Raw genomic sequence first — 25868 nt, forward strand, 5'->3', positions numbered from 1 at the left:
AACCCCGGCTGACATCCGAGCACCCGGCGCCGGGCGTCCCGGCCCTCAGTGCCCGCGCTCGGCGCCGCCGTTGACCTGGATGACCTGGGCCGTGATGTGGCCGGCCGCCGACGAGGCGAGCCAGCGCAGGGTCTGCGCCACATCGCCGGGGTGGCCGATGCGCCCGGTCGCGGTCTCCGCGACCAGGGCGCTCCGGCGCTCCTCGGGGAAGCCGCCGCCACCGAAGAACTCGGTCTCCTCGACGAACCCCGGTGCGACGACGTTGACCGTGATCCCGCGCGGTCCCAGTTCGCGGGCGAGCTTGAAGGCGTACGGATGCAGCGCGGCCTTGGCCGCCGCGTACGGCGCGAGGCCGGACCCCCGGTACGCCGCGATCGAGCTGAGGAACAGCACCCGGCCCCCAGGGGTGGCCAGATGGCCGCGGGTGGCCTCGGTGAGCAGGGCGGCCGTGAGGGTGTTGAGCCGGAAGTTCACCGTCCAGTCGCGGGCGACAGCCTCCAGCGGGTCGCCGTCGTACGCGGAACGCTGCTCCAGACGTCCGTTGCCGCCCGCGCTGTGCACGAGGACGTCGACGGTCCCGTACTCGCGCTCCGTGAACTCCGCGGCCTCCCGGGCGCCGCGCGGTTCGCTGAGGTCGACCGCGCAGTAGCGGGCGCCGGGGATCTGCTCGGCCGCCCGCGCGAGGACCTCCTCGCGCCGCCCGAGCAGCACCACCTGCTCCCCGTCGGCGGCGAAAGCCTCCGCCGCCGCGAATCCGATTCCCGTCCCGCCGCCACTGATCACCACGGTGCGCGCCATGCTGGGGATCCTACGAGCCCGCGGCGCTCAGCGGAGGCTGCGTACATCCAGGTGGCGCAGCACCCGGTCGACGATCTCGGGATCGGCTCCCGGTTCGTTGCGCGCCGACAGCACTTCGTGGCGGGCCGCCGACATCATCTCCCGCTGGATGCGCTGGACCATCTTCAGCCGGTCGAGCCGCTTGGTGTACCACTCGCGCCGCTCGTCCTCGACGATGTCGGGGCTGATCCGTGCCCCGATCTCGTAGGCCCTGCGCAGCAGCCGCTCGCTGATCTCCTCCGGCAGCTCCTCGCTGTCCTCGATCTCGCGCAGCCGGTGCTTGGCCGCCTTGGCGGCGCGCAGGGCGAGCCCGTGCTCCAGTTCCCGCTCGGCGTCCGAGTCGGACTGCACCCCGAGGCGCTTGACCAGCCAGGGCAGGGTGAGCCCCTGGAACACGAGGGTGGAGATGATCACCGAGAACGCGATGAAGATGATCTGGTCCCGACCGGGGAAGGCCTCGCCGCTGTCCGTGGTGAGCGGGATGGCGAGCGCCAGCGCGACGGTCGCCACGCCCCGCATCCCGGCCCACCACATGACGACGGTCTCGCGCCAGCCGACGGGGATCTCCTCGTCGAGGTCGCGTTTGTCGTGGAGGCGCTTGGCCAGCCAGGTCGCCGGCAGCAGATAGAACAGGCGTACGCCCACGACGACCGCGCTGATCGCGACGCCCCAGCCGAGCATCTCCCACAGCTGCCCCTCGGCCGTGCCGAAGACGTTGTGCAGCTCCAGGCCGATCAGACCGAAGGCGACGCCGGTCACCAGGGTGTCGACGATGTCCCAGAAGGTGTTGCCGGCCAGCCGGCCGGTCACGTCGTCGGCGTCCGCCGTGTGCTCGGCGAGGAACAGCGCCGTCGTGAGGACCGCGAGGACGCCGGAGCCGTGCAGTTCCTCGGCGAGTACGTAACTCGCGAAGGGCACCAGCAGCGACAGACCGATCTGGAGCGTGGCGTCGCCGAGGTAGCTCATCAGCTTGTTGGAGAGCCAGCCGAGCGCGAGCCCGACCGCGACCGCGACGACGGCGGACAGGACGAGCTCCCCAGCGGCCTCGGGCCAGGAGAACGTTCCGGTGACCGCGGCGGCGATCGCCACGTGGTAGAGCACGATCGCGGTGACGTCGTTGAACAGTCCCTCGCCCTCCAGGATGGACACCAGACGGCGGGGCAGCCCCAGCCGGCCGGCGACCGCGGTGGCGGCGACCGGATCGGGCGGGGCGACCAGCGCGCCGAGCGCCACGGCCGCGGCGAGGGGCAGCCCGGGGACGAGTGTGGTCGCGACGGCCGCGACGGCGGCCATCGTCACGAACACCAGGGCCACGGCGAGCAGCATGATCGGCCGGACGTTGGCAGCGAACTGACGCCAGGAGGTGCGCTGCACCGTCGCGTAGAGGAGCGGCGGCAGCACCAGCGGCAGGATGAAGTCGGGCGGGATCTCGACGTTGGGCACGAACGGGATGAAGGCCAGCGCGATGCCCGCCAGCGTCATCAGCACGGGCGCCGGAAGATCGAACTTGTCCCCCAGCGGTACGGTCACCACGGCCCCGAGCAACAGCGCGAGTACCAGCGCCAGTTGGTCCACGGTGCGAGAGCCTCCTGTTCGAGGACGGGAAATCCGGGGCGGCCTACAGCGGGCGGCGCATCGCCCGGTGGCCTATCCCCGCGTCCCAGAACTCCTCGCCGTACGCCACATACCCCAGCCGCTCGTAGAAACCGAGCGCGTGCGTCTGGGAATGCAGGTCCACCGCCACGAGGCCGAGCTCTCGCGCCGCGTCCTCGATGGCGTGCACCAGCGCCACCCCGACGCCCAGGCCCCGGGCCGCGGGTGTCACCGCGAGCCGGCCCAGCGAGCCGACCGACGTGTCGCCGCCGGTCCTGTCCGCGGCGGCCGGCCCGTGCAGCAGCCGGCCGGTGCCGAGCGGGGTCCCGTCGTCGGCCGTGGCCAGCACATGCACGGTGCCGGTGCCGATCTCGTCGAAGCTGTCGTACTCGATGTCGGCGGGGACCCGCTGCTCGACGACGAACACGTCCTTGCGGACCGCGAAGCAGGCCTCACGGTCGGCGGGCCCGTCGGCGACCCGCACCTGGAACCCGGTCGTCATGCGCTCTCCGCCGCGATCTTGTCGAGGGCCTGCTGGAGGTCGTCGGGGTAGGTGCTCTCGAACTCCACCCACTGCCCGTCGGCGGGGTGCTCGAAGCCCAGGCGCACGGCGTGCAGCCACTGCCGGGTCAGCCCGAGGCGCTTGGCCATCGTGGGGTCGGCGCCGTAGGTCAGGTCGCCCACGCACGGGTGCCGGTGGGCGGCCATGTGCACCCGGATCTGGTGCGTACGCCCGGTCTCCAGCTTGATGTCGAGCAGGGAGGCGGCCCGGAAGGCCTCCATCAGGTCATAGTGCGTCACCGACGGCTTGCCCTCCGCCGTCACCGCCCACTTGTAGTCGTGGTTCGGGTGGCGCCCGATGGGAGCGTCGATGGTCCCGCTCATCGGGTCCGGGTGTCCCTGCACCAGCGCGTGGTAGCGCTTGTCCACGGTCCGCTCCCGGAACTGCTGCTTGAGCAGGGTGTACGCGCGCTCCGACTTGGCGACGACCATCAGTCCGGAGGTGCCGACGTCCAGCCGGTGCACGATGCCCTGGCGCTCGGCGGCGCCGGAGGTCGAGATCCGGTAGCCGGCGGCCGCGAGACCGCCGATCACGGTCGTCCCGGTCCAGCCGGGGCTCGGGTGGGCGGCGACACCGACGGGCTTCATGATCACGACGATGTCGTCGTCGTCGTGGACGATCTCCATGCCCTCGACCGGTTCGGCCACGATCTGCACGGGCGCGGGCGCCTGCGGCATCTCCACCTCGAGCCACGCCCCGCCGTGCACCCGCTCGGACTTGCCCACCACCGAGCCGTCGACCTGCACCTTTCCGGCAGCGGCGAGCTCGGCCGCCTTGGTGCGGGAAAACCCGAACATCCGGGAGATGGCGGCGTCGACGCGCTCGCCCTCGAGGCCATCGGGTACGGGCAGGGTGCGGATCTCGGGAAGCGTACTCACCCGTCGAGTATGCCTTGTCAGTCCTTGTGGACGGTCCCGTCGGGGTCCAGCCCCCGGAAGGAGAGGATCACGATGAGGATGCCGCCGCAGACGATCGCGGAGTCGGCGAGGTTGAAGACGGCGAAGTGTGCGGGCGCGATGAAGTCCACGACCGCACCCTTGAAGACGCCGGGAGAGCGGAAGATCCGGTCGGTGAGATTGCCGAGCGCACCACCGAGCAGCAGGCCGAGGGCGATGGCCCAGGGCATGCTGTAGAGCTTGCGCGCCAGCCGGGCGATCACGATGATCACCGCGGCCGCGATGACGGTGAAGATCACGGTGAAGGCCTCGCCGATACCGAAGGCCGCGCCCGCGTTCCGTACCGCCTCGAACTTCAGCAGATCACCGATGACCTCGATCGGCTCGTGGTGCTCGAGCTTCGCCACCACGATCATCTTGGTGACGAGGTCGAGCAGATACGCCACCACGGCCACACCGAAGAGCACGGCGATCTTCCGCCCGCGCCGGGGCGGCTCGGCGGGCGCCGCAGCTTCGTCGGCTCCTGCTGAATCCGGCGTACCGATGATGCGCTCCGCCTCTGCCACGTGAGTCCCTCAACCTAGGTGCCTGACTGAGCACGAGGGTACGGCACCGACCTGCCGCGCTCAGACCCGCCGTTCCTGCTTCTGCTTGCACTCCACGCACAGGGTCGCGCGCGGGAACGCCTGCATGCGGGCCTTGCCGATGGGGTTGCCGCAGTTCTCGCAGAGACCGTAGGTGCCGGCGTCGAGCCGCTGGAGCGCGCGCTCGGTCTGTTCCAGCATCTCCCGGGCGTTGGCGGCGAGCGCCAGCTCGTGCTCGCGCGTGATGTTCTTGCTCCCGGTGTCGGCGTCGTCGTCACCGGCGCCGTCCCCGGAGTCCCGCATGAGACCCGCCAGCGCCGCCTCGGACGTGGTCAGCTCGGCGTTCAGCCGGACCACCTCGCCCTCCAGCTCGGCCCGCGCCTCGGCGACCTCATCCGGCGTCCACGGGTCCTCGCCGGCCCGTACGGCCAGCTCTCCGGGCGCGGCCGTCACGGGTGCCCCGGGCACCGCCGTGGCACTGTTGCCGGCTCCCGCCGCGGTCTTCTTCGCTCGCACCGTCCTGGCTCCTGTCTGCTGTGCGGCCTCGGCCGCCCCCTTGGCCGCCGGTGCGGCCTTCTTCGCGGCCTTCGCGGCCATGGCCTTCTTCGCAGGTGCCTTCTTCACCGGCGCCTTCGCCGCCGGTGCGGCGGCCGTCTCCTTCACGGCCTTCGCCTTGTCCGCGGCGGTCTTCCTCGCCGCGGTCCTGCCGCCCGCCGTCTTCGTGGCGGACGTCTTCCCGGCCGCTGCCTCAGCGGCAGCCGCCCTCTTCGTGGCGGAAGCCTTCTTGGCGGGGGCGCTCTTGTCCGCCCCGGCCGATTTCCCGGCCGCCGCCTTCTTCGCGTTCGCCGTCTTCACGGCCGTCCTGTTCGCGTTCGCCGTCTTCTTCCCGGTCGCCTTCTTCGCGGTCGTCCTCTTCGCCGTGGCCTTGTCCTCGGGTGCCGCAGCCTGGTTCATGACGGTGCTCTTCTTCCCGCTCCCGCCCTTGGCCGCCGCCTCAGCGGCGGTGGATCTGCTGGACGCCGGTTTCCTCTCGGCAGTCTTCTTCGCCACCATGGCCGCGGCCCCTTCACATATTGTGATCTTGCACGCGAATCGTGCTGGGACGATAAATCGACCCCAGCTCCGCAGCAAACGGGGCAGACCGCCGCGCGGGCCCGCCCCGGCCTGCGGTGAGACGAACCTGCATCGGTTGTGCCCAGCTCCCCGCCGGGTAATCCGCCGACATCGGGCCGCCGGGAGCCGGTCGGGCGGGAGTGGCCATTCGGGTCACGCGCGGGGCGCCGCGACGGTGCCCTCGAAAACCGGTCGGACGTGCCTCGCGGCGGCCCGTACACTGGGCGGAGCGAAAGGCTTGGATGGGGACGAGTAGCGCCGTACGCAGCCATGAGCGACCCGGGGACGGTGAGAGCCCGGGGGCGAGCGCGATGTGAAGGATCACCCCGGAGCTGCCGGAAGAAAGCCGTGAGGCGAGTAGACCCGGCGTCGCGACCCCAATGAGGGGGCGGTGCGTTCCGCGCCGCCAAGGAGGGTGGTACCGCGGGAGCCCAGCTCTCGTCCCTCCGACGGAAGAGCAACTGTCCGCCGGAGGAGTTCGTAGATGGCACCCCCGCAGTACCGCCAGGTACCCGCCCAGGTCGACCTGGGCGCGCTCGAGCACGCCGTGCTCGACTTCTGGCGCGAGAGCAAGATCTTCGCCAAGAGCCTCGATCAGTCCGAGGGCCGCCCCGAATGGGTGTTCTACGAGGGCCCGCCGACCGCCAACGGCATGCCCGGCGCCCACCACATCGAGGCCCGCGTCTTCAAGGACGTCTTCCCGCGCTTCCGCACCATGCGCGGCTACCACGTCGGCCGCAAGGCCGGCTGGGACTGCCACGGGCTGCCGGTCGAGCTCGCCGTCGAGAAGGAGCTCGGCTTCTCCGGCAAGAAGGACATCGAGGCGTACGGCATCGCCGAGTTCAACGAGAAGTGCCGCGAGTCGGTGACCCGGCACACCGACGCCTTCGCGGAACTGACGAACCGCATGGGCTACTGGGTCGACCTCGACGACGCGTACCGCACGATGGACCCCTCGTACATCGAGTCCGTCTGGTGGTCGCTGAAGGAGATCTTCAACAAGGGCCTGCTGGTCCAGGACCACCGCGTCGCGCCCTGGTGCCCCCGCTGCGGCACCGGCCTGTCCGACCACGAGCTGGCGCAGGGCTACGAGACGGTCGTGGACCCCTCGGTCTTCGTCCGCTTCCCGCTCACCTCGGGCCCCCTCGCCGGCGAGGCGTCGCTGCTGGTGTGGACGACGACCCCCTGGACGCTGGTGTCCAACACGGCGGTCGCCGCGCACCCCGAGGTCACCTATGTGGTGGCCACCGATGGCAACGAGAAGCTGGTCGTCGCCGAGCCGCTGCTGGAGAAGGCGCTCGGCGAAGGCTGGGAGACCACCGGGGCGTCGTTCACCGGCGCCGAGATGGAGCGCTGGACGTATCAGCGCCCCTTCGAGCTGGTCGAGTTCCCGGCACCCGCGCACTACGTCGTGAACGCCGAGTACGTCACGACCGAGGACGGTACGGGTCTGGTCCACCAGTCCCCCGCCTTCGGTGAGGACGACCTCAAAGTCTGCCGCGCCTACGGTCTGCCCGTGGTGAACCCGGTCCGCCCGGACGGCACCTTCGAGGAGGACGTCCCGCTGGTCGGCGGCGTCTTCTTCAAGAAGGCCGACGAGGCGCTGACCGAGGACCTCCAGACGCGCGGCCTGCTCTTCCGGCACGTCCCGTACGAGCACAGCTACCCGCACTGCTGGCGCTGCCACACGGCGCTGCTCTACTACGCGCAGCCGTCCTGGTACATCCGCACCACCGCCATCAAGGACCGGCTGCTCGAGGAGAACGAGAACACCAACTGGTTCCCCGACTCGGTCAAGCAGGGCCGGTTCGGCGACTGGCTCAACAACAACATCGACTGGGCGCTCTCCCGCAACCGCTACTGGGGCACGCCGCTGCCGATCTGGCGCTGCGAGGAGGACCACCTCACGGTCGTCGGCTCGCGTGCCGAGCTGACCGAGCTGACGGGCACCGACCAGTCGGCGCTGGACCCGCACCGCCCGTACATCGACGCGGTCACCTTCGACTGCCCGCAGTGCTCCGCCACCGCGACGCGTGTGCCCGAGGTCATCGACGCCTGGTACGACTCGGGTTCGATGCCGTTCGCGCAGTGGGGATACCCGTACCGGAACAAGGAGATCTTCGAGAAGCGCTACCCGGCGCAGTTCATCTCGGAGGCGATCGACCAGACCCGCGGGTGGTTCTACACCCTGATGGCGGTCGGCACCCTGGTCTTCGACAAGTCCTCGTACGAGAACGTCGTGTGCCTCGGCCACATCCTCGCCGAGGACGGCCGCAAGATGTCCAAGCACCTGGGGAACATCCTCCAGCCGATCCCGCTCATGGATCAGCACGGCGCGGACGCGGTGCGCTGGTTCATGGCCGCCGGCGGCTCCCCGTGGGCCGCCCGCCGGGTCGGTCACGGCACCATCCAGGAGGTCGTCCGCAAGACGCTCCTCACCTACTGGAACACGGTGGCCTTCCAGGCCCTGTACGCCCGCACGTCCAACTGGGCGCCGTCCGCGGCCGATCCGGCCCCGGCCGAGCGCACGGTGCTGGACCGATGGCTGCTGAGCGAGCTCAACGCGCTCGTGGACCAGACGACGCAGGCGATGGAGTCGTACGACACCCAGCGCGCCGGCAAGCTGCTGTCCTCGTTCGTCGACGACCTGTCGAACTGGTACGTGCGCCGCTCGCGCCGCCGCTTCTGGCAGGGCGACAAGGCGGCCCTGCGCACGCTCCACGACGTGGTGGAGACGGTGACGCGGCTCATGGCGCCGCTGACCCCGTTCATCACGGAGCGGGTCTGGCAGGACCTGGTGGTCCCGGTGACGGTGGACACGCCCGAGTCGGTGCACCTGTCCACCTGGCCGGCGGCGGACCTGGACGCGATCGACCCGGTGCTGTCCCAGCAGATGGCGCTGGTACGGCGGCTGGTCGAGCTGGGACGCGCGACGCGGGCCGAGTCGGGCGTCAAGACCCGCCAGCCGCTGTCGCGTGCGCTGGTGGCGGCGACGGGCTTCGAGTCGCTCTCCCCCGAGCTGCGCGCGCAGATCACCGAGGAGCTGAACGTCTCCTCGCTCGCCACCCTCGCCGAGGTCGGCGGCTCGCTCGTCGACACGACGGCGAAGGCCAACTTCCGGGCGCTGGGCAAGCGGTTCGGCAAGGGCGTGCAGGCCGTGGCCAAGGCGGTCGCCGAGGCGGACGCGGCGGCCCTGTCGCTCGCGCTGCGCAACGGCACGGCCACGGTGACGGTCGACGGCGAGACGATCACCCTCTCCCCGGACGAGGTGATCATCACGGAGACCCCGCGCGAGGGCTGGTCGGTGGCGTCCGACGCGGGCGCGACGGTCGCGCTCGACCTGGAGATCACCCCCGAGCTGCGTCTCGCGGGACTCGCACGTGACGCGATCCGCCTGATCCAGGAGGCGCGCAAGAACAGCGGCCTCGATGTGGCGGACCGGATCGCGGTCGTCTGGTCCTCGACGGACCCCTCGACGACGGAGGCGCTCACGGAACACGCGCCGCTGATCGCGGACGAGGTACTGGCGACGTCGTTCACCGCGTCGACGCCGCCCGCGGACTTCGGCCCGCCCTTCACGGACGAGGGCCTGTCCCTGACGTTCCACCTGCACAAGCAGTAACGGCCCTACAGGGAGGGGCCCGGGGCTTCGGCCCCGGGCCCCTTCGTGTTGTCGGGGCGACCCGCTGGGGGATGCGCGGACCCCGGCCAACCGCGAGGCCCGGCCCCGCAACCCCGGTCAGGCGGTACCAACCCGAGCAGGACCGCCGGCCGCACCACATCAAGCCCCGCCGGCGATTGAGGCGCGAAGGACCCGGGCCCGCCACACGGGCCGACTCTCCAGCCCCGCCGGCGACTGAGGCGCAACGAGCACCAACGGCAGCCAGCCGGGCTCAGACCAACCACCCCCGGCACAACCACCGGCCCAGCCAACCCGAGCCCCGCCGGCGATTGAGGCGCAACGAGGACCAACGGCAGGCACCCCGGTCGCGACTGACCCCGCACAAGACAAGGGCCGGGCCCGGGACATGGTCCCGGGCCCGGCCCTCAGCCTGCCGACGGCTACGCGCGCTCCGCGCGACCGCCCGTCAGTTGTCGTCCTCGTCGATCAGGAAGCCCCGCATCGGCGACGGCGCCTGCTGCATCGGCTGCGGCGCCTGCGGCCGTACCGGTGCCATCGGCTGGGTCATCGCCGGGGACATCTGCTGCTGGCCACCGTACGAGGGCGGACCGCCCATCGACGGGTTGCCACCCATCGACTGGCCCATGGACGGGTTGCCACCCATGGTGTGACCCATCGAACCCGCGCCGGCCGAAGCCATCGACGGGGACGGCGGCAGCGACGCGGCCGCCGGGGTCCGCGGCGGAGCCAGCGAGTCGTCGGCCTGGGTCTCCAGCTGACGCAGCTGCGACTCCAGGTAGGACTTCAGACGCGTACGGTACTCACGCTCGAAGCCTCGCAGGTCCTCGACCTTGCGCTCCAGCGTGGCGCGGGCCGACTCCAGCGAGCCCATCGCGACGCGGTGCTTCTCCTGTGCGTCCCGCTCGAGCGCGTCCGCCTTGGCGCGGGCGTCCCGCTCCAGGCCCTCGGCGCGCGAACGTGCCTCGCCGACGATCTTGTTGGCCTCGGAACGGGCCTCCGCGATCGCCTGGTCGGCGGTCTGCTGGGCCAGCGAGAGGACACGGGCGGCGCTGTCGCCGCCGGGGCCCTGACCGGGCTGACCCATCTGCGGGCCGTGACCCATCGGGCCGCCCATGGGGCCACCCTGCATCGGACCGCCCATGGGGCCGCCCTGCATGGGACCACCCTGCATCGGGCCGGGGCCGTGCTGGCCCTGCGGGCCGCCGTGGCTGGGACCGGCCGGAAGCTGCGGAGCACCACCGGGCAGCTGGGGCGGGCCCATCTGCGGCGGCTGCTGCTGGACCGGCGGTCCGGATATGGCGGCGGGCACCGGGGCACCCGGGCCTCGGCCGTCCTGCTGCTCCGGCGGCTTGCGCATGCCCTGCTGCTGCTGGTTCTGCGCCGCCGCACGGGTCGCCGCGGCCAGCTTGGCGCGCAGGTCCTCGTTCTCGCGGAGCAGGCGGGTCAGCTCGGACTCGACCTCGTCGAGGAAGGCATCGACCTCGTCCTCGTCATAGCCTTCTCGAAGGCGGACGGTCGTGAACTGCTTGTTCCGCACGTCCTCGGGGGTCAGCGGCATCTCTTCTTCACCTCTACGTAGTCGTCGGCAGTCGGCAAGACCGTATCGCTCACATCAATTCCCCACGCTGTTCACGATGGAGATCAGGATGTAGACGATGATCATCAGAACGAAGAAGGACAGGTCGAGTGCCACGCCCCCGAGACGCAGCGGCGGGATGAACCGCCGCAGAAGCTTGAGCGGTGGATCGGTGACAGTGTAGGTGGCCTCAAGAACGACCACCATCGCCTTGCCGGGTTGCCATGAGCGGGCGAACTGGAAGACGTAGTCCATGACCAGCCGGAAAATCAGCACGATGAGGAAGCACATCAGCACGATGTAGATCACTTGTAGTGCGACGCCCATCCCGCGCTTCCCTCTCCCCTGGCTCTCTCGGTCCGGCCTCGCGGCCGGGTCGTTCCCGTGTCGTGTCTCAGCTCTGGTTGAAGAACCCGCCCTCTGCGATGCGGGCCTTGTCCTCCGCCGTGACATCGACGTTAGCAGGCGACAACAGGAACACCTTCTGCGTCACTCGCTCAATGCTGCCATGCAGACCGAAGACGAGTCCCGCGGCAAAGTCGACAAGTCGCTTCGCATCGGTGTCGTCCATCTCCGTGAGATTCATGATCACCGGGGTGCCCTCGCGGAAGTGTTCCCCGATGGTACGGGCCTCGTTGTAGGTCCGCGGGTGAAGAGTGGTGATGCGGTAGGGCTCCCGCTCGGACACGACCTTGGGCATGATCACCGGTGCGTTCTTCTCCAGGCTCGGACGTTCAGGTGTGATGGATGCCACGGGGGCAATTCGTGCCGGACGTCCACTTTCAGCGGGAAGCGGAACCGGCTCGCGCTGCGCCGGGGGCTGAACTGCCCGCACCGGCTCCTCCCGCTCCACCTGGTGCGGGGGTTGGTGCCGCCGGTGCTCCCGCTCGGGTTCCGGCTCGGGTTCGAAGTCGTCGTCGGGATCGAAACCCCGGCCGTCGTACCCATCGTCCTCCACGAGGCCGAGGTAGACCGCCATCTTGCGCATCGCGCCGGCCATTCTCTGAGTCCTCCGCTCTGTGGTGGATCGGCCTCGTCACCAAGTGCCCGCGATCCACTCGGCCTGCCCGCTATGTGGCGGGAATGACCATATTTTCTGCTGTGGTCCGACTTGCTTCGCGACGTTACCCGAGCCGGGGTCGGACTCCGAGTACCGCGGTGCCGACGCGTACATGTGTCGCTCCGGCCGCCACCGCCTCTTCGAGATCCGCACTCATCCCTGCTGACACCATGTTCGCAGCCGGATGCCCGGCGCGCAGGCTGGATGAGAATTCCATCATCCGCTCGAATGCCGCCCGTTGCCGTCCCGCGAACGGTCCGGCCAGCGGCGCGACGGTCATGAGCCCGTCGAGCCGCAACCCTGGCGCCTCGGCGACCGCGGCCGCCAACTCCTCGATCCCGTCGGGCGCGACGCCGCCCCGGTCACCCCGGGTCCCCGCGTCGGCGTCCAGCGCGACCTGGATCAGACAGCCGAGCTCGCGCTCTGCCTTCACGGCGGCCGACGAGAGCGCGCCGACCAGCTTCAGCCGGTCGACCGACTGCACCACATCGGCATAACTCGCAACAGAACGGACCTTGTTCGTCTGCAACTGACCGACGAAGTGCCACATCAGGTCCAGATCCGAGCAGGCCTCGGCCTTGGGGGCCGCGTCCTGGTCACGGTTTTCGGCCACATGCCGGACTCCGAGTTCGTGGAGCAGGCGCACATCACTGGCGGGGTAGGTCTTGGTGACGACGATGAGCGTCACCTCCTCCCGCTTGCGGCCGGCGGCCGCGCAGGCAGAGGAGATACGTTCCTCCACTGCTGCCAGGTTCGTCGCGAGTTCGTTTCTGCGGTGGGTCATGCGTCTGTCACTCCAGCCAGCCAGACATATCCGGCGAGCCGCCCGGTGGTGCGGTCCCGGCGGTACGAGAAGTGGTCCCGCGACTCCAGTGTGCAGAATCCGGACGCCTGCCGGTCGGCGACACCGAGGGCTTCGAGCTGGGCATGCACTCCGGCGGTCACATCGACGGCCGGGGTCCCCCAGCTCGTCTCCGACCAGGCAGCCGGTTCGGCCGCCGCCACCTCGGCGCGCATCTGCTCGGGTACCTCGTAGCACCGTCCGCAGACCGCCGGACCCGTACGGGCCACGATCCGCTCCGGCTCGGCGCCCAGCGATGTCATCGCCGCCACGGTGGCGGGCACGATCCCCGCGACCATCCCGGGGCGGCCGGCGTGCGCGGCTCCCACCACACCCGCGACCGGGTCGGCGAGCAGGACGGGAGTGCAGTCCGCGGTCAGTACGGCGAGGGCGAGGCCGCGACGGGCGGTGACCACGCCGTCGACCTGCGGGACCGGGGCGTCACCCCACGGCCCGTCGACCACGGCGACGTCCTTGCCGTGGACCTGGTTCATCCAGACGACCGCGTCCGGGTCGAGCCCCAGCTCCTCGGCGGCGGCCGCCCGGTTCGCCCGAACGGCGGCGGGGTCGTCACCGACCGCGCCGCCGAGGTTGAGCTCCTCGTACGGAACGGCGCTCACCCCGCCCCACCTGTCGGTGAAGGCGAAATGGGCGCCGCTCGCGTGTATCGCGTCGTGCCGCACGGTCACTTCAAGAAGTCCGGTACATCCAGCTCTTCGGCCTGGGTGTCCGGGTACGGACGGGCCGGCGGGACCTGCGGGGAGGACGACGACGACAGGTCGTTCGCGACCGGGAGCGGCTCGGACTCCTCACGGACCGGAACACTGCCCAGTCCGGAGGACCGGGGCGAGTCGGTACCGCGGGCCGGGGTGGCCGGCGGCTCCTCACGCTTGTTCGAGGCCGACCCGAGAACGTTGTCGCGCTTGGTCGGCGGCTGACCGCCGTCGAAGCCCGCCGCGATGACCGTGACCCGTACCTCGTCGCCGAGCGCGTCGTCGATCACCGCACCGAAGATGATGTTGGCCTCCGGGTGGGCGGCCTCGCTCACCAGCTGCGCGGCCTCGTTGATCTCGAAGAGACCGAGGTCCGAGCCGCCGGAGATGGAGAGCAGCACGCCGCGGGCGCCGTCGATGGACGCCTCGAGCAGCGGCGAGGAGATCGCCATCTCGGCGGCGGCCACCGCGCGGTCGTCGCCGCGCGCCGAGCCGATGCCCATGAGCGCCGAGCCGGCCTCGGACATCACCGACTTGACGTCGGCGAAGTCGAGGTTGATCAGACCCGGGGTGGTGATGAGGTCGGTGATGCCCTGGACACCCGAAAGCAGTACCTGGTCCGCGGACTTGAACGCGTCCAGCACGCTGACCTGGCGGTCCGAGATGGACAGCAGCCGGTCGTTGGGGATGACGATGAGGGTGTCGACCTCTTCGCGGAGCTCGGCGATGCCGTCCTCCGCCTGGTTCGCGCGGCGGCGTCCCTCGAAGGTGAACGGGCGGGTGACCACACCGATCGTGAGGGCGCCGAGCGAGCGTGCGATGTTGGCGACGACGGGTGCGCCGCCGGTGCCGGTACCGCCGCCTTCGCCTGCGGTGACGAAGACCATGTCGGCCCCCTTGAGGACCTCCTCGATCTCCTCACGGTGGTCCTCTGCCGCCTTGCGACCGACTGCCGGATTGGCCCCGGCGCCGAGGCCGCGGGTGAGTTCACGGCCGACGTCGAGCTTGACGTCGGCGTCGCTCATCAACAGAGCCTGTGCGTCTGTGTTGATCGCGATGAACTCGACGCCCTTGAGACCGACCTCGATCATTCGGTTGATGGCATTGACACCACCGCCGCCGACACCGATGACCTTGATGACTGCGAGGTAGTTCTGCGGTGCTGCCACGTCGAAGGCCTCTCGCCTCGAGTTACGTGTCGTCACGGCGCGGTTCTCGTGCCGCGACGACGGATGCCGATGGGACGGTCCGAAACGCCGACCCAAACCCTAACGTTGAAGTTTAGGGTTACCAGTGTGTCCGTTCGCTGGACTCTTCCGAACAGGACACTAAGTCGACAAGTGGCGCACGTTCAATGAACACGCCGAACCTCCCGTTTTTCTTTTCACCCTATGTGATCAGCCGTTGCGATGACCAACCAGGGTGCTGGCCAGCGCAAATGTGCGTCAACTCCCTGACGCCGCAGGGGCGGTGGGCGCGCTCACGTCGAAGTGCCGGGCCGACGGCGCGGCTTTCATCAGCGCGGTGAGCGCGCGCGCCTTCGCCTGGCCGTCCGCGGAGCTCCCCCACACCACGGTGCGGTCGCGACTCAACTCCAGGGAGATGTAGTCGTATGAGCGCACTACAACGGTCCGGGTGTCCGTGGCGACTTTTCCGGGGACTTCGCTTCTGACGCGTACTGCCTCAGCGACAAGCCGGGCGGTCCCGAACCGGCGCAGACTCGGCGACCGCTCGGGCGACAATTGCAGCATGGGAACGGCTTTGGGCGCCTTGTCGACCGTGGCGAACCGAACGCCCTTCGCGTCCACTTCGACGAACTGATCGCCCTTCGCCATGAGCAGGACGGGCTTTCGTTCGGTCACCTTCACCGCGACGCCGTCGGGCCACGAGCGGGACACCTCGACCGAGTCGATCCGCGGAAGTCGCTTCAGCAGCCTGGCTTCAATGCTGCCCGTGTCGACGGAAATCAGCGGCGAGCCCATCGGGACGTCCGCCACCGCGATCACCTCGTCCGGCGAAAGAACGTCCGTGCCCGACGCCTTCACCTGCTCCACGCGCAGCAGATCGGACCCGTAGAGCGCCCAGACCCCGCCGCCGGCGAACAGGAGGGCGGCGAGGGCGAGCAGCAGGGCCCGGCCGCTCAGGCGCAGCCGGCGCCTGCGGCGGCGGCCCGGGGGCGGGCCGGACGTCTCGCCCTTGGACTTCCAGGGCTTGCGTGCACCGCGCTCGGCGGTGGTCGGTCCGGCCACGCTCCCGGTCTCCTTCCGGCTGGGGCCCGGGGGTTGACCCGGGACCGGCGCAGGCTCACGCCTGCCGGCGTGCCGCCATCGCCTCGTACACCATGCCGACGAGGAGGTCGTCGGCGTCCCTGCGGCCGAACTCGGCGGCTGCACGGGACATCTCGTACAGCCGGTGCGGATCGGCCAGCACCGGAAGGACATTGCCCTGGACCCACTCGGGGGTCAGTTCCGCGTCGTCGACCAGCAGCCCGCCGCCGGCCTTCACCACGGGCTGGGCGTTGAGCCGCTGTTCGCCGTTGCCGATCGGCAGCGGTACGTACGCGGCGGGGAGCCCGACGGCGGAGAGTTCGGCGACGGTCATCGCGCCCGCGCGGCAGAGCATCATGTCGGCCGCGGCGTACGCGAGGTCCATCCGGTCCACGTACGGTACCGGGATGTAGGGCGGCATTCCGGGCATGTTGTCCACGCGCGGCAGTTCGTTCTTCGGGCCGACCGCGTGGAGGATCTGGATGCCGGAGCGCTGGAGGACGGGGGCGATCTGCTGGACGACCTCGTTGAGACGGCGGGCGCCCTGCGAGCCACCGGAGACCAGCAGGGTCGGCAGATTGGGGTCGAGACCGAACGCGGCGCGCGCCTCGGGGCGTACCCGGGCGCGGTCGAGGGTCGCGATGGAGTAGCGCAGCGGGATGCCGATGTAGCGGGCGCCGCGCAGCTTGCTGTCGGGCGTGGCGACGGCAACGCCCGCGGCGTACCGGGAGCCGATCTTGTTGGCCAGGCCGGGCCGGGCGTTGGCCTCGTGGACCACGATCGGGACACCGAGCCGCTTGGCGGCCAGATACGCGGGCAGGGCCACGTAGCCGCCGAAGCCGACCACGCAGTCCGCCTTGGTGCGCTCCAGGACCTGCTCGGCGGCCTTGATGGTGCCGCGCAGACGCCCGGGGACGGTGATCAGCTCCGCCGTGGGCCTGCGGGGCAGCGGCACGGCGGGGATGAGCGCCAGCTCATAGCCCCGCTCGGGCACCAGCCTGGTCTCGAGTCCGCGCTCCGTGCCGAGGGCCGTGATCCCCATGGTCGGGTCCTGCCTGCGCAGGGCATCCGCGAGGGCGAGCGCCGGCTCGATGTGGCCGGCGGTCCCCCCACCGGCGAGTACGACATGCACCGAAATTCACCGCTCTCCGGACGGACGCCTCGTGACGCGCCGTCTCATCGTCTTCCATCTCACCCCTGGCCTCCGCACGGCCAGAGCCGCCTTCGCGGCGGGATCCTCTCGCGCGAAGGCGATCAGCAGCCCGACAGCGAACATGGACGGCAGCAGAGCCGACCCTCCGTAGGAGAACAGCGGGAGCGGGACACCGGCGATCGGCAGCAGACCGAGCACCGCACCGATGTTGACCACGGCCTGCGCCGTGATCCAGGTGGTCACACCTCCCGCCGCGTACCTCACGAAGGGTTCCTCCGTGCGTCCGGCAACGCGGATACCCGCATAGCCTAGAGCCGCGAACAGAGCGAGCACCGACAGCGTCCCCGCCAGGCCCAGTTCCTCCCCGGCGATGGCGAAGATGAAGTCGGTGTGAGGTTCGGGGAGTTGGCCCCATTTCTCCACACTTGCACCGAGACCGGATCCGAACCATCCGCCGGAGGCAAGAGCATAGATCCCGTGCACGGCCTGCCAGCACTCGCCCTGGGGTCCGAGGTCGATCGCCCCGATGCAGGAGAGCCGTGACATGCGGTTCTCATTGGTGCGGATCAGCATGAGGCCGACGAATCCGGCGACGCCGAGCACTCCGGCGAACAGCCGCGTGGGCGCCCCGGCCAGCCACAGCAGACCGAAGAGGATCGCGGTGAGGATGATCGCCGTGCCCATGTCGCCGCCGAGCATGATCAGCCCGAGCAGTATGAAGGCGACCGGGACGAGCGGTACGAGCATGTGCTTCCACTGGGTCAGCAGCCGCTTGTCCTGCTTGCGGGCGAGCAGGTCGGCCCCCCACAGGATCAGCGCCAGCTTGCCGAACTCACTGGGCTGGAGCTGGAAGGGGCCGCCGAGGTAGATCCAGTTCTGGTTGCCGTTGACCGCATGCCCTATCCCGGGGATCTGGACCAGCACCATCAGGAAGACGGTGCCCATCAGCAGCGGGTAGGCCAGCGCCCGGTGCAGCTTGGACGGCATCCGGGAGGCGAGCAGCAGCAGCCCGGTGCCGATGACGGCGGCGAGGAACTGCTTGCGGAAGAAGTACGAGGCCGGCAGCGAGAGCTCCAGCGCCTTGATCATCGACGCGGAGTAGACCATCACCAGGCCGAGCACGGTGATGAGCAGGGCGCTGCCGAGGATCAGGTAGTAGGCGGTCAGCGGCCGGTCCCAGGCCTTGCGTGCCTGTTCGTACAGCCGCCGGACGCCGTTGCCGCCCGGGGGCCGGGGAATGCCCGGCCCGGGGGCTCTGGCGGCGACAGGGCGGCGTGCCTTGGCGGTCCCGCCGCGCAGGGCGACGCCGGCCCTGCTGCGGGCCGCGCTCCGCGCGGCGGGGGCGGTGTCGTCGGCCGGCATGGTCGCTGTCCCCTCCAGTCGTGCCTGACGCGCTGCGAGCCTCCCGGGAGGTGTCCCGGGAGGCACGGCACGGCGCGGGGGTCGGGCCGGTCAGGCGCGCTCGGCGGCGAGTGCGCGGACCGCGTCCGCGAACGCCTCGCCTCGCTTGTTGTAGTTGGCGAACATGTCCATCGAGGCACAGGCCGGGGCCAGGAGAACCGTGTCCCCCGGCCGGGCGAGCTGCGCCGCCTCCCGGACCGCCGCCGACATCGCCCCAGTGTCTGTCCGGTCGAGGTCGACGACCGGGACCTCGGGGGCGTGTCGCGCGAGGGCTTCCCGGATGAGCGCACGGTCCGCTCCGACAAGCACGACTCCGCGCAGCCGCTTGGCCGACTTCTCGACGAGCTCGTCGAAGGTGGCGCCCTTCGCCAGCCCGCCGGCGATCCAGACGATCGGGTCGTAGGAGGCCAGGGACGCTTCCGCGGCATGGGTGTTGGTCGCCTTGGAGTCGTCGATCCAGGCGACCGAGTCGATGTCGGCGACCTTCTCGATGCGGTGCGGGTCGGGCCGGAAGGCGCGCAGTCCGTCGCGCACCGCGGCCGCGGGGACGCCGTACGCACGGGCCAGTGCCGCGGCCGCAAGGGCGTTGGCGATGTTGTGCGGCGCCGGCGGGTTCACATCGGCGACCTCGGCGAGCTCCTGGGCCTGCTCCTGCCGGTTGTCGACGAAGGCCCGGTCGACCAGCAGGCCCTCCACGACGCCGAGTTGGGAGGGGCCGGGCGACCCGAGGGTGAAGCCGATCGCCCGGCAGCCCTCCTCGACGTCCGCCTCGCGGACCAGGTCCTCGGTCGCCTTGTCGGCGACGTTGTAGACGCAGGCCACGCTGTTGCCCTCGTAGACGCGGCCCTTGTCGGCGGCGTACGCCTCCATGGAGCCGTGCCAGTCGATGTGGTCCGGCGCCAGATTGAGCACGACGGCGGAGTGCGCGCGCAGCGAAGGCGCCCAGTGCAGCTGGTAGCTGGAGAGTTCGACGGCGAGGACGTCGTACGTCTCGTCACCCGCGACCGCGTCGAGGAGCGAGACACCGATGTTGCCGACGGCGGCGGTCCTCAGCCCGGCGGCCTCCAGGATCGAGGCGAGCATCCGCACGGTCGTGGTCTTGCCGTTGGTGCCGGTGACCGCGAGCCAGGGAGCCGCGTCCGGGCCGCGCAGACGCCAGGCCAGTTCGACGTCGCCCCAGATCTCCACGCCGGCCGCGGCGGCGGCCAGGAAGAGCGGCTTGTCGGGCTGCCAGCCGGGCGCGGTGACGATCAGTTCGGTGCCCTCGGGCAGGGTCGCCCCGTCGCCGAGGCGCACGGTGATGCCCTGGGCCTCCAGCTCGGCCGCCTGCGTACGGGAACGCTCGTCGTCCCCGTCGTTGACGACCGTCACCACGGCCCCGAGACCGTGCAGCACCTTCGCCGCGGGGATCCCGGAGACCCCCAGACCGGCGACGGTGACGCGCTTGCCCTGCCAGTCGGGCGTGCTCACTTGTCGGCCGCCCAGCCCGCGTAGAAGAGACCGAGGCCGACGATGACGCACATGCCCTGGATGATCCAGAAGCGCACCACGACAAGGACCTCGGACCACCCCTTGAGTTCGAAGTGGTGCTGAAGCGGAGCCATCCGGAAGACGCGCTTGCCGGTCATGCGGAACGAGCCGACCTGGATGACCACGGACATGGTGATCAGGACGAACAGTCCGCCGAGGAGGGCGAGCAGGAGCTCCGTGCGGGAGCAGATCGCCAGACCCGCGAGGGCGCCGCCGAGCGCCAGCGAGCCGGTGTCACCCATGAAGATCTTGGCGGGCGAGGTGTTCCACCACAGGAAGCCGAAGCAGGCGCCCATCAGGGCGGAGGCGACCACGGCGAGGTCGAGTGGATCGCGTACCTCGAAGCAGGCACTGGGGTTGGTCAGCGTCACCGCGTTGGCGCAGGACTCCTGGAACTGCCAGAGGCCGATGAAGGTGTACGCACCGAAGACCATCACGGACGCGCCGGTGGCCAGGCCGTCCAGACCGTCCGTCAGGTTCACGCCGTTCGACATCGCGAGAATCATGAACAGCGCCCAGACCACGAACAGCACGGGCCCGATCGACCAGCCGAAGTCCGTGATGAACGACAGCTTCGTGGAGGCGGGGGTGTTGTTGCGGGTGTCCGCGAACTGGAGCGAGAGCACGGCGAAGGCGATGCCGACGATCAGCTGGCCGGCCATCTTCGCCTTGGCGCGCAGACCGAGCGAACGCTGCTTGACGATCTTGATGTAGTCGTCCAGGAAGCCGACGAGACCCATGCCCGCCATCAGGAAGAGCACCAGCACACCCGAGAACGTCGGGTCCTCGCCGGTGATCACCTTCGCCAGGGCGTACGCGATCAGCGTGGCCAGGATGAAGGAGATGCCGCCCATGGTGGGCGTGCCCTTCTTGCTGCCGTGGCTGCGCGGACCGTCGTCCCGGATGAACTGCCCGTATCCCTTGCGGGCCAGCAGTTTGATCAGCAGAGGTGTACCGATGAGCGTCAGAAAGAGCCCGATGGCTCCCGCGAAGAGGATCTGCCTCATCGGACGGCACCCTGCCCATCCGAGGATCCTGCCGCGTTCTCCAGCAGTGCCTGGGCGACCAGTTCGAGACCGACCGACCTGGAAGCCTTCACCAGCACGACGTCTCCCGGACGCAGTTCACTGCGCAACAGATCGATCGCCGCCTGCGCGTCGGACACGTGCACCGACTCCTCACCCCACGAACCCTCGTTATATGCGCCCAGCTGAAGCCAGGACGCTTCCCTGCCCCCGACTGCGACAAGCTTGCTGACGTTGAGCCGGACGGCGAGCCGTCCGACGGCGTCGTGCTCGGCGAGCGCTTCGTCTCCGAGCTCGGCCATCTGACCGAGCACCGCCCACGTCCTTCCCCCCTGTGCCTGTGCTGCTCCGCCCATGGCGGCCAGCGCGCGCAGCGCGGCCTTCATGGACTCGGGGTTCGCGTTGTAGGCGTCGTTGACGATCGTCACGCCGTCCGGTCGCTCAGTGACCTCCATGCGCCAGCGGGAGAGGGTGCCGGCCTCGGAGAGCGCGAGTGCGATCTCGTCGACGGGCATGCCCAGCTCATGGGCGACGGCGGCCGCGGCGAGCGCGTTCGACACGTGGTGCTCACCGTACAGCCGCATGGTCACGTCACTGCACCCGGTGGGGGTTTGGAGCGTGAAAGCGGGCTGACCTTGGTGGGTGAGCCGGACATTCTCGGCACGGATGTCGGCGCTCTCGGCCTCTCCGAAGAAGACCACCCGGGCCTTCGTCCTCGGGGCCATGGCCCGCACCAGCGGATCGTCGGCGTTGAGCACGGCCACGCCGCCCTCGTCGGCGGACGGAAGGTTCTCGATGATCTCGCCCTTGGCCTGGGCGATCTGCTCGCGGCCCCCGAACTCGCCGATGTGGGCCGAGCCCACGTTCAGTACGAGCCCGAATTTCGGCGGCACCAGGCCGGTGAGGTAGCGGATGTCGCCGATGTAGCGGGCGCCCATTTCGAGGACGAGGTGCTGGGTGCCTTCGTCGGCCCGCAGGGCGGTCAGGGGCAGGCCGATCTCGTTGTTGAGATTGCCCGCGGGGTAGACGGTCGGGCCCTTGCGCTCCAGGAGTTGGGCGATCAGGTCCTTGGTGCTCGTCTTGCCGGCGGAGCCGGTGAGCGCGACGGTCGTGGTGCCGAGGCGTTCGACGACGTGGCGCGCGAGCGCGCCCAGGGCGGCGGTGACGTCGGGCACGACGATCGCGGCTACGCCGACGGGGCGGGTGGCCAGGACGGCCGCGGCACCTGCGCCGACGGCCCGCTCGGCGTAGTCGTGGCCGTCGACCCGCTCGCCGGCGAAGGCGGCGAACAGTGCGCCGGGCCCCACCTGGCGGGAGTCGATGACGACGGGACCGGTGATCCGCACCGCCGGATCCGGTATGTCGTGCGGCTGCCCGCCGACGATTTCGGCGATCTCGGCGAGGGAGAGAGCGATCACTTGGTCATCCCCGGGTGCTCTCGTTCCGGCCCGCCCTCGCGGGGCGAACCCGCGGGAAGGGTGGCGCGGATGGCTGCGCGCAGGACCTCGCGGTCGTCGAAGGAGCGGACGACTCCGGCGATGTCCTGGCCCTGCTCGTGGCCCTTGCCCGCGATCAGCACGGTGTCGCCGGGCTCGGCGCGGCTGACGGCCACCGCGATGGCCGCGGCCCGGTCGGCCTCGATCAGGACGTCGCCGCGCTCGTGGATCGGCACCTCGGCGGCACCGGCCAGCATGGCGGCGAGGATCGCCAGAGGGTCCTCGGAGCGCGGGTTGTCGGACGTCAGCACGGTGGTGTCGGCGAGACGGGCCGCCGCGGCGCCCATCGGGCCGCGCTTGGTCTTGTCCCGGTCTCCGCCGCAGCCGAGCACGATGTGCACATTGCCCTCGGTGACCTTGCGCAGGGAGCGCAGCACGGACTCGACCGCATCGGTCTTGTGGGCGTAGTCGACGACGGCGAGATACGGCTGGCCCTCGTCCACGCGCTCCAGACGGCCCGGCACACCGGGCACGGCGGCGATGCCGTCCGCGGCGGTCTGCGGGTCGATGCCGGCGACGGCGAGGGTGACGACGGCGGCCAGGGTGTTGGCCACGTTGAACGGTCCCGGCAGCGGGGCCTCGGCGCGGATCCGCTCGCCGCCGGGGCCCACCACCGTGAAGACCGAGCCGACGGAGCTGATCTCGACGTCCTCGGCATGCCAGTCGGCGTCGGGGTGGCCCTCGGCGGAGAAGGTGGTGACCGGTACGGACGCCTCCTTGATCAGCCTGCGGCCGTACTCGTCGTCGAAGTTCACGACGCCCGTCCTGCTGCGCAGCGGCGTGAAGAGCTGAGCCTTCGCCTGGAAGTAGTCCTCCATGTCGGAGTGGAATTCCATGTGCTCGGGGCTCAGGTTGTTGAAGACGGCGACGTCGAAGACGCAGCCGTCGACACGGCCGAGCACGAGGGCGTGGCTGGAGACCTCCATGGCGACCGCCTCGACACCGCGCTCGCGCATGACCGCGAACAGCGCCTGGAGGTCGGTGGCCTCGGGGGTGGTGCGTTCGGACTTGATGCGCTCGTCTCCGATGCGCATCTCGACGGTGCCGATCAGGCCCGTGCTGCGGCCGGCCGCCCGCAGGCCGCCCTCGACGAGGTAGGCCGAGGTCGTCTTGCCGGACGTGCCCGTGATGCCGATCTGGAGCAGGTCGTTGCCGGGGTGCCCGTAGATCTCGGTGGCGAGCTCGCCCATCCGGGCCCGAGGGTCGTCGGTGACGAGGACCGGCAGTCCGGTCTGCTCCGCGCGCTCGGCGCCGGCCGGGTCCGTGAGGATCGCGGCGGCGCCCAGATCTGCGGCCTGGGCCGCGAAGTCGGCGCCGTGGAAGCGGGCGCCGGGCAGGGCGGCGTACACGTCACCGGGGCGTACGGCACGCGAGTCGTGCGTGATGCCCGTGACGTCCGCCGGATGCCCTTCGGGGCTCTTCACCCCCAGCCGGGAAGCCAGCTCCCCGAGGGGTGTCGGGTGGAGCCGTTCCGGACGGGGCGCTCCCGGCTGTTTCGCGGTGGCGTCCTGCGGGGTGTTTCGGGACTGATCAGCGTGTGGCACGGCGGTGAGCGTACCGGGCGCACCCTGTCCGGGGCTAAATGAGGGGGTGCCGCTGGCAGCACGGTGCGATGAGGGCGTTGTCACGGGTGGTTCCTCCGGTCATTCGCCGGGCTGGAAGGAGACGGGCAGCCGGGCGGGTTCGTTGCCGGTCGGCGCCACCTGCAGCGTCTTCAGCGCGAACTCCATGACCTGCTGGTAGATCGGGCCGCAGATCTGGCCGCCGAAGTAGCTGCCCTTCGTGGGGTTCTGGATGGCGCAGTAGACCGTGATTCGGGGCTTGTCGGCGGGGGCGAAGCCGGCGAAGGAGGCGGTGTAGCCGCGGTAGCGACCGGTCTCCGGGTCGACGCGGTTGGCGGTGCCCGTCTTGCCCGCGACCCGGTAGCCGGGGATACGGGCCTTGGTGCCGGTGCCCTCCTCGTTGCCGACGACCGACTCCAGCATGGTCGCGAGCGTCTTCGCGGTCTTCTCGCTGACGACCCGGGTCTTCTTGGGTGCCGGAGCCGGTGTGAAGCGCCCGTCGGGGCCCTTGGTGCCGCGGACCATCGTCGGCTCCACACGGACGCCGCCGTTGGCGATGGTCGAGTAGACGGACGCGGCCTGCATGGCGTTGATCGAGAGTCCCTGGCCGAAGGGGATCGTGTACTGCTGCGAGGTCGACCACTTGGCGGGAGGCGCGAGGATGCCGGGCGTCTCCCCCGGGTAGTTCAGTCCACTGGGGCTGCCCAGTCCGAACCTCCGCAGGTAGGAGTGGAGGACGCGGTTGGCCTGCGCCTGCGTCTTGCCGAGCTGGCCGGTCGCCAGGATGGTGCCGATGTTGCTGGACTTGGCGAGCACGCCGTTGAGCGTGAGGTACCAGGTCGGGTGGTCGATGTCGTCCTTGAAGAGCCGGTCCCCGCGGTGCAGCCGGTTGGGCACGACGACATGCGTGCCGGGGACGGCCGCCTTCTCCTCCAGCACGGCGGCCATGGACATGACCTTCGCGGTGGAGCCGGGCTCGTACGCGTCCTGGAGGGCCGCGTTGCCCATGGCGGCCGAATTGGCCTCGGAGAGATCGTTGGGGTCGAAGCCCGGCGCGTTCGCCATGGCAAGGACCTCGCCGGTCTGGGTGTCCTGCACTATCACGTAGCCGCGGTCCGCCGCGGACTTTTTGACCTGCTCGCTGATCGCGCGCTGGGCCGCCCACTGGATGTCCCGGTCGATGGTCAGCTCGATGTCCGAGCCGGGCACGGCCGGGGTCTCGTGGGTGCCGCCGGCGGTGGGCACGCGCCGGCCGCCGGACTGGGCGTAGGTGATCTTTCCGTCCTCGCCGGCGAGGGGCTTGTCGAGCATGGACTCGATACCGCCGCCGCCGTGGCCGTTGGCGTTGACATAACCCAGTATCCCGGCGGCGAGATCACCGTTGGGGTAGACGCGTCGGCTGCTCGGCTCCTGGAACACGCCGCCGAGCACATTGCCCCCGGGTCCGCCCTTGGCCTTGTCAGCCCTGGCCTTCTCGGCGAAGACACCCTTGAGATCCTTGATCTGGTTCCAGACCTGAGGGGTCTGGCGGCGGGCCAGCACCGTGTAGCGGGACTTGGGTGTCCTCAGCTTCTTGGCGAGCTCGTTGGCGTCCTTGCCGAGGATCGGCGCGAGCAGTCCGGCGGCCTGTTCGGGCGCGTTGGGCGACTTGCTGTCCTCGGGCGTGAACATCTTCGGGTCGGCCGTGATGTCGTACGCGTCGACGCTCGTGGCGAGCGCGACTCCGGCCCGGTCGGTGATCTCTCCGCGCTCGGCGGCGAGCACATGGCTCAGGTAGCGGTTCTTCTCCGCCTTGGCCGCATACGCGCTCGCGTCGACCGCCTGCACCTGGAGAAGGCGTACGACGAAGGCCAGCATCACCAGGGTCAGTCCGAGGCTGACCAGCCGCAGCCGGGGGCGCGGGCTGCCGAGCCGGATGGCGCTCGGGCCGGGCTTGGGCGTGCGCGGCCGGGGGCGTGCGGACGGCCGCCTGGAGGGCCCTGGCACCCGGCGGCGCGGTGGTTGCTGAGGAGGCAC

Annotated in this window: 21 protein-coding genes; 1 reads left to right on the forward strand and 20 read right to left on the reverse strand. The window is 70.4% G+C overall.

Features of this window, described 5'->3' with window-relative positions:
* Positions 1 to 45: 45 nt before the first annotated feature.
* The 6 genes from OHA05_RS09050 to OHA05_RS09075 are packed head-to-tail and all read right to left on the reverse strand — an operon-like array spanning position 46 to position 5525.
* Positions 46 to 798: an SDR family NAD(P)-dependent oxidoreductase gene (locus OHA05_RS09050; RefSeq protein WP_328860261.1), complete on the reverse strand. Its 753-nt coding sequence runs from the start codon at positions 796 to 798 to the stop codon at positions 46 to 48.
* Between the two features lie 27 nt (positions 799 to 825).
* A complete protein-coding gene (locus OHA05_RS09055) occupies positions 826 to 2412 on the reverse strand; it encodes a Na+/H+ antiporter (RefSeq protein ID WP_313946883.1) in 1587 nt (528 codons plus the stop codon).
* A gap of 43 nt (positions 2413 to 2455) precedes the next feature.
* The gene (locus OHA05_RS09060) at positions 2456 to 2932 is read right to left on the reverse strand and encodes a GNAT family N-acetyltransferase (protein ID WP_328860262.1); all 477 of its coding nucleotides are present in this window, start codon (positions 2930 to 2932) and stop codon (positions 2456 to 2458) included.
* A complete protein-coding gene (locus OHA05_RS09065; protein ID WP_313946881.1) occupies positions 2929 to 3870 on the reverse strand; it encodes an RluA family pseudouridine synthase in 942 nt (313 codons plus the stop codon). The genes OHA05_RS09060 and OHA05_RS09065 overlap by 4 nt, the downstream gene beginning before the upstream one ends.
* Positions 3871 to 3887: 17 nt before the next feature.
* The gene (lspA, locus tag OHA05_RS09070) at positions 3888 to 4454 is read right to left on the reverse strand and encodes a signal peptidase II (protein WP_313946880.1); all 567 of its coding nucleotides are present in this window, start codon (positions 4452 to 4454) and stop codon (positions 3888 to 3890) included.
* Positions 4455 to 4514: 60 nt separating this feature from the next.
* Complete coding sequence (locus tag OHA05_RS09075) at positions 4515 to 5525, reverse strand: TraR/DksA family transcriptional regulator (RefSeq protein ID WP_313946879.1); 1011 nt, start codon at positions 5523 to 5525, stop codon at positions 4515 to 4517.
* Between the two features lie 544 nt (positions 5526 to 6069).
* On the opposite strand from OHA05_RS09075, the gene ileS reads away from it, so the two are divergent.
* On the forward strand, positions 6070 to 9207 hold the full coding sequence (gene ileS, locus OHA05_RS09080) for an isoleucine--tRNA ligase (RefSeq protein ID WP_328860263.1): 3138 nt from the start codon (positions 6070 to 6072) through the stop codon (positions 9205 to 9207).
* Positions 9208 to 9673: 466 nt separating this feature from the next.
* Here ileS and OHA05_RS09085 read toward each other — a convergent pair whose 3' ends face one another.
* The 14 genes from OHA05_RS09085 to OHA05_RS09150 form a co-directional block, all read right to left on the reverse strand.
* The gene (locus OHA05_RS09085; RefSeq protein ID WP_327684736.1) at positions 9674 to 10786 is read right to left on the reverse strand and encodes a DivIVA domain-containing protein; all 1113 of its coding nucleotides are present in this window, start codon (positions 10784 to 10786) and stop codon (positions 9674 to 9676) included.
* A 54-nt stretch (positions 10787 to 10840) separates the two neighbouring features.
* Positions 10841 to 11131, reverse strand: a complete 291-nt coding sequence (locus tag OHA05_RS09090) for a YggT family protein (RefSeq protein WP_313946876.1) — start codon at positions 11129 to 11131, stop codon at positions 10841 to 10843.
* 67 nt (positions 11132 to 11198) lie between these two features.
* Positions 11199 to 11804 (reverse strand): cell division protein SepF, encoded by a 606-nt coding sequence (locus tag OHA05_RS09095; RefSeq protein ID WP_313946875.1) that lies wholly within the window; start codon positions 11802 to 11804, stop codon positions 11199 to 11201.
* A 124-nt stretch (positions 11805 to 11928) separates the two neighbouring features.
* On the reverse strand, positions 11929 to 12648 hold the full coding sequence (locus tag OHA05_RS09100) for a YggS family pyridoxal phosphate-dependent enzyme (RefSeq protein WP_328860264.1): 720 nt from the start codon (positions 12646 to 12648) through the stop codon (positions 11929 to 11931).
* Positions 12645 to 13394 (reverse strand): peptidoglycan editing factor PgeF, encoded by a 750-nt coding sequence (gene pgeF / locus OHA05_RS09105; protein WP_328860265.1) that lies wholly within the window; start codon positions 13392 to 13394, stop codon positions 12645 to 12647. Before pgeF ends, OHA05_RS09100 begins: the two co-directional genes overlap by 4 nt.
* Positions 13391 to 14587: a cell division protein FtsZ gene (gene ftsZ / locus OHA05_RS09110; protein ID WP_313946872.1), complete on the reverse strand. Its 1197-nt coding sequence runs from the start codon at positions 14585 to 14587 to the stop codon at positions 13391 to 13393. The genes pgeF and ftsZ overlap by 4 nt, the downstream gene beginning before the upstream one ends.
* A 276-nt stretch (positions 14588 to 14863) precedes the next feature.
* Positions 14864 to 15667, reverse strand: a complete 804-nt coding sequence (locus tag OHA05_RS09115) for a cell division protein FtsQ/DivIB (protein WP_328860266.1) — start codon at positions 15665 to 15667, stop codon at positions 14864 to 14866.
* A 55-nt stretch (positions 15668 to 15722) separates the two neighbouring features.
* Positions 15723 to 16817, reverse strand: coding sequence for an undecaprenyldiphospho-muramoylpentapeptide beta-N-acetylglucosaminyltransferase (gene murG / locus OHA05_RS09120; RefSeq protein ID WP_313946870.1), 1095 nt, complete (start codon positions 16815 to 16817; stop codon positions 15723 to 15725).
* 6 nt (positions 16818 to 16823) lie between these two features.
* A complete protein-coding gene (gene ftsW, locus OHA05_RS09125; protein WP_313946869.1) occupies positions 16824 to 18200 on the reverse strand; it encodes a putative lipid II flippase FtsW in 1377 nt (458 codons plus the stop codon).
* Positions 18201 to 18290: 90 nt separating this feature from the next.
* A complete protein-coding gene (murD, locus tag OHA05_RS09130) occupies positions 18291 to 19709 on the reverse strand; it encodes a UDP-N-acetylmuramoyl-L-alanine--D-glutamate ligase (RefSeq protein WP_328860267.1) in 1419 nt (472 codons plus the stop codon).
* Positions 19706 to 20776, reverse strand: a complete 1071-nt coding sequence (gene mraY, locus OHA05_RS09135) for a phospho-N-acetylmuramoyl-pentapeptide-transferase (RefSeq protein WP_313946867.1) — start codon at positions 20774 to 20776, stop codon at positions 19706 to 19708. The genes murD and mraY overlap by 4 nt, the downstream gene beginning before the upstream one ends.
* The gene (locus tag OHA05_RS09140; RefSeq protein WP_313946866.1) at positions 20773 to 22212 is read right to left on the reverse strand and encodes a UDP-N-acetylmuramoyl-tripeptide--D-alanyl-D-alanine ligase; all 1440 of its coding nucleotides are present in this window, start codon (positions 22210 to 22212) and stop codon (positions 20773 to 20775) included. The genes mraY and OHA05_RS09140 overlap by 4 nt, the downstream gene beginning before the upstream one ends.
* Positions 22209 to 23834: a UDP-N-acetylmuramoyl-L-alanyl-D-glutamate--2,6-diaminopimelate ligase gene (locus OHA05_RS09145; RefSeq protein ID WP_328860268.1), complete on the reverse strand. Its 1626-nt coding sequence runs from the start codon at positions 23832 to 23834 to the stop codon at positions 22209 to 22211. Before OHA05_RS09145 ends, OHA05_RS09140 begins: the two co-directional genes overlap by 4 nt.
* Positions 23835 to 23933: 99 nt before the next feature.
* Positions 23934 to 25868: a peptidoglycan D,D-transpeptidase FtsI family protein gene (locus tag OHA05_RS09150; protein ID WP_328860269.1), complete on the reverse strand. Its 1935-nt coding sequence runs from the start codon at positions 25866 to 25868 to the stop codon at positions 23934 to 23936.

The organism is Streptomyces sp. NBC_00306, from assembly GCF_036169555.1.
GTDB lineage: Bacteria > Actinomycetota > Actinomycetes > Streptomycetales > Streptomycetaceae > Streptomyces > Streptomyces achmelvichensis.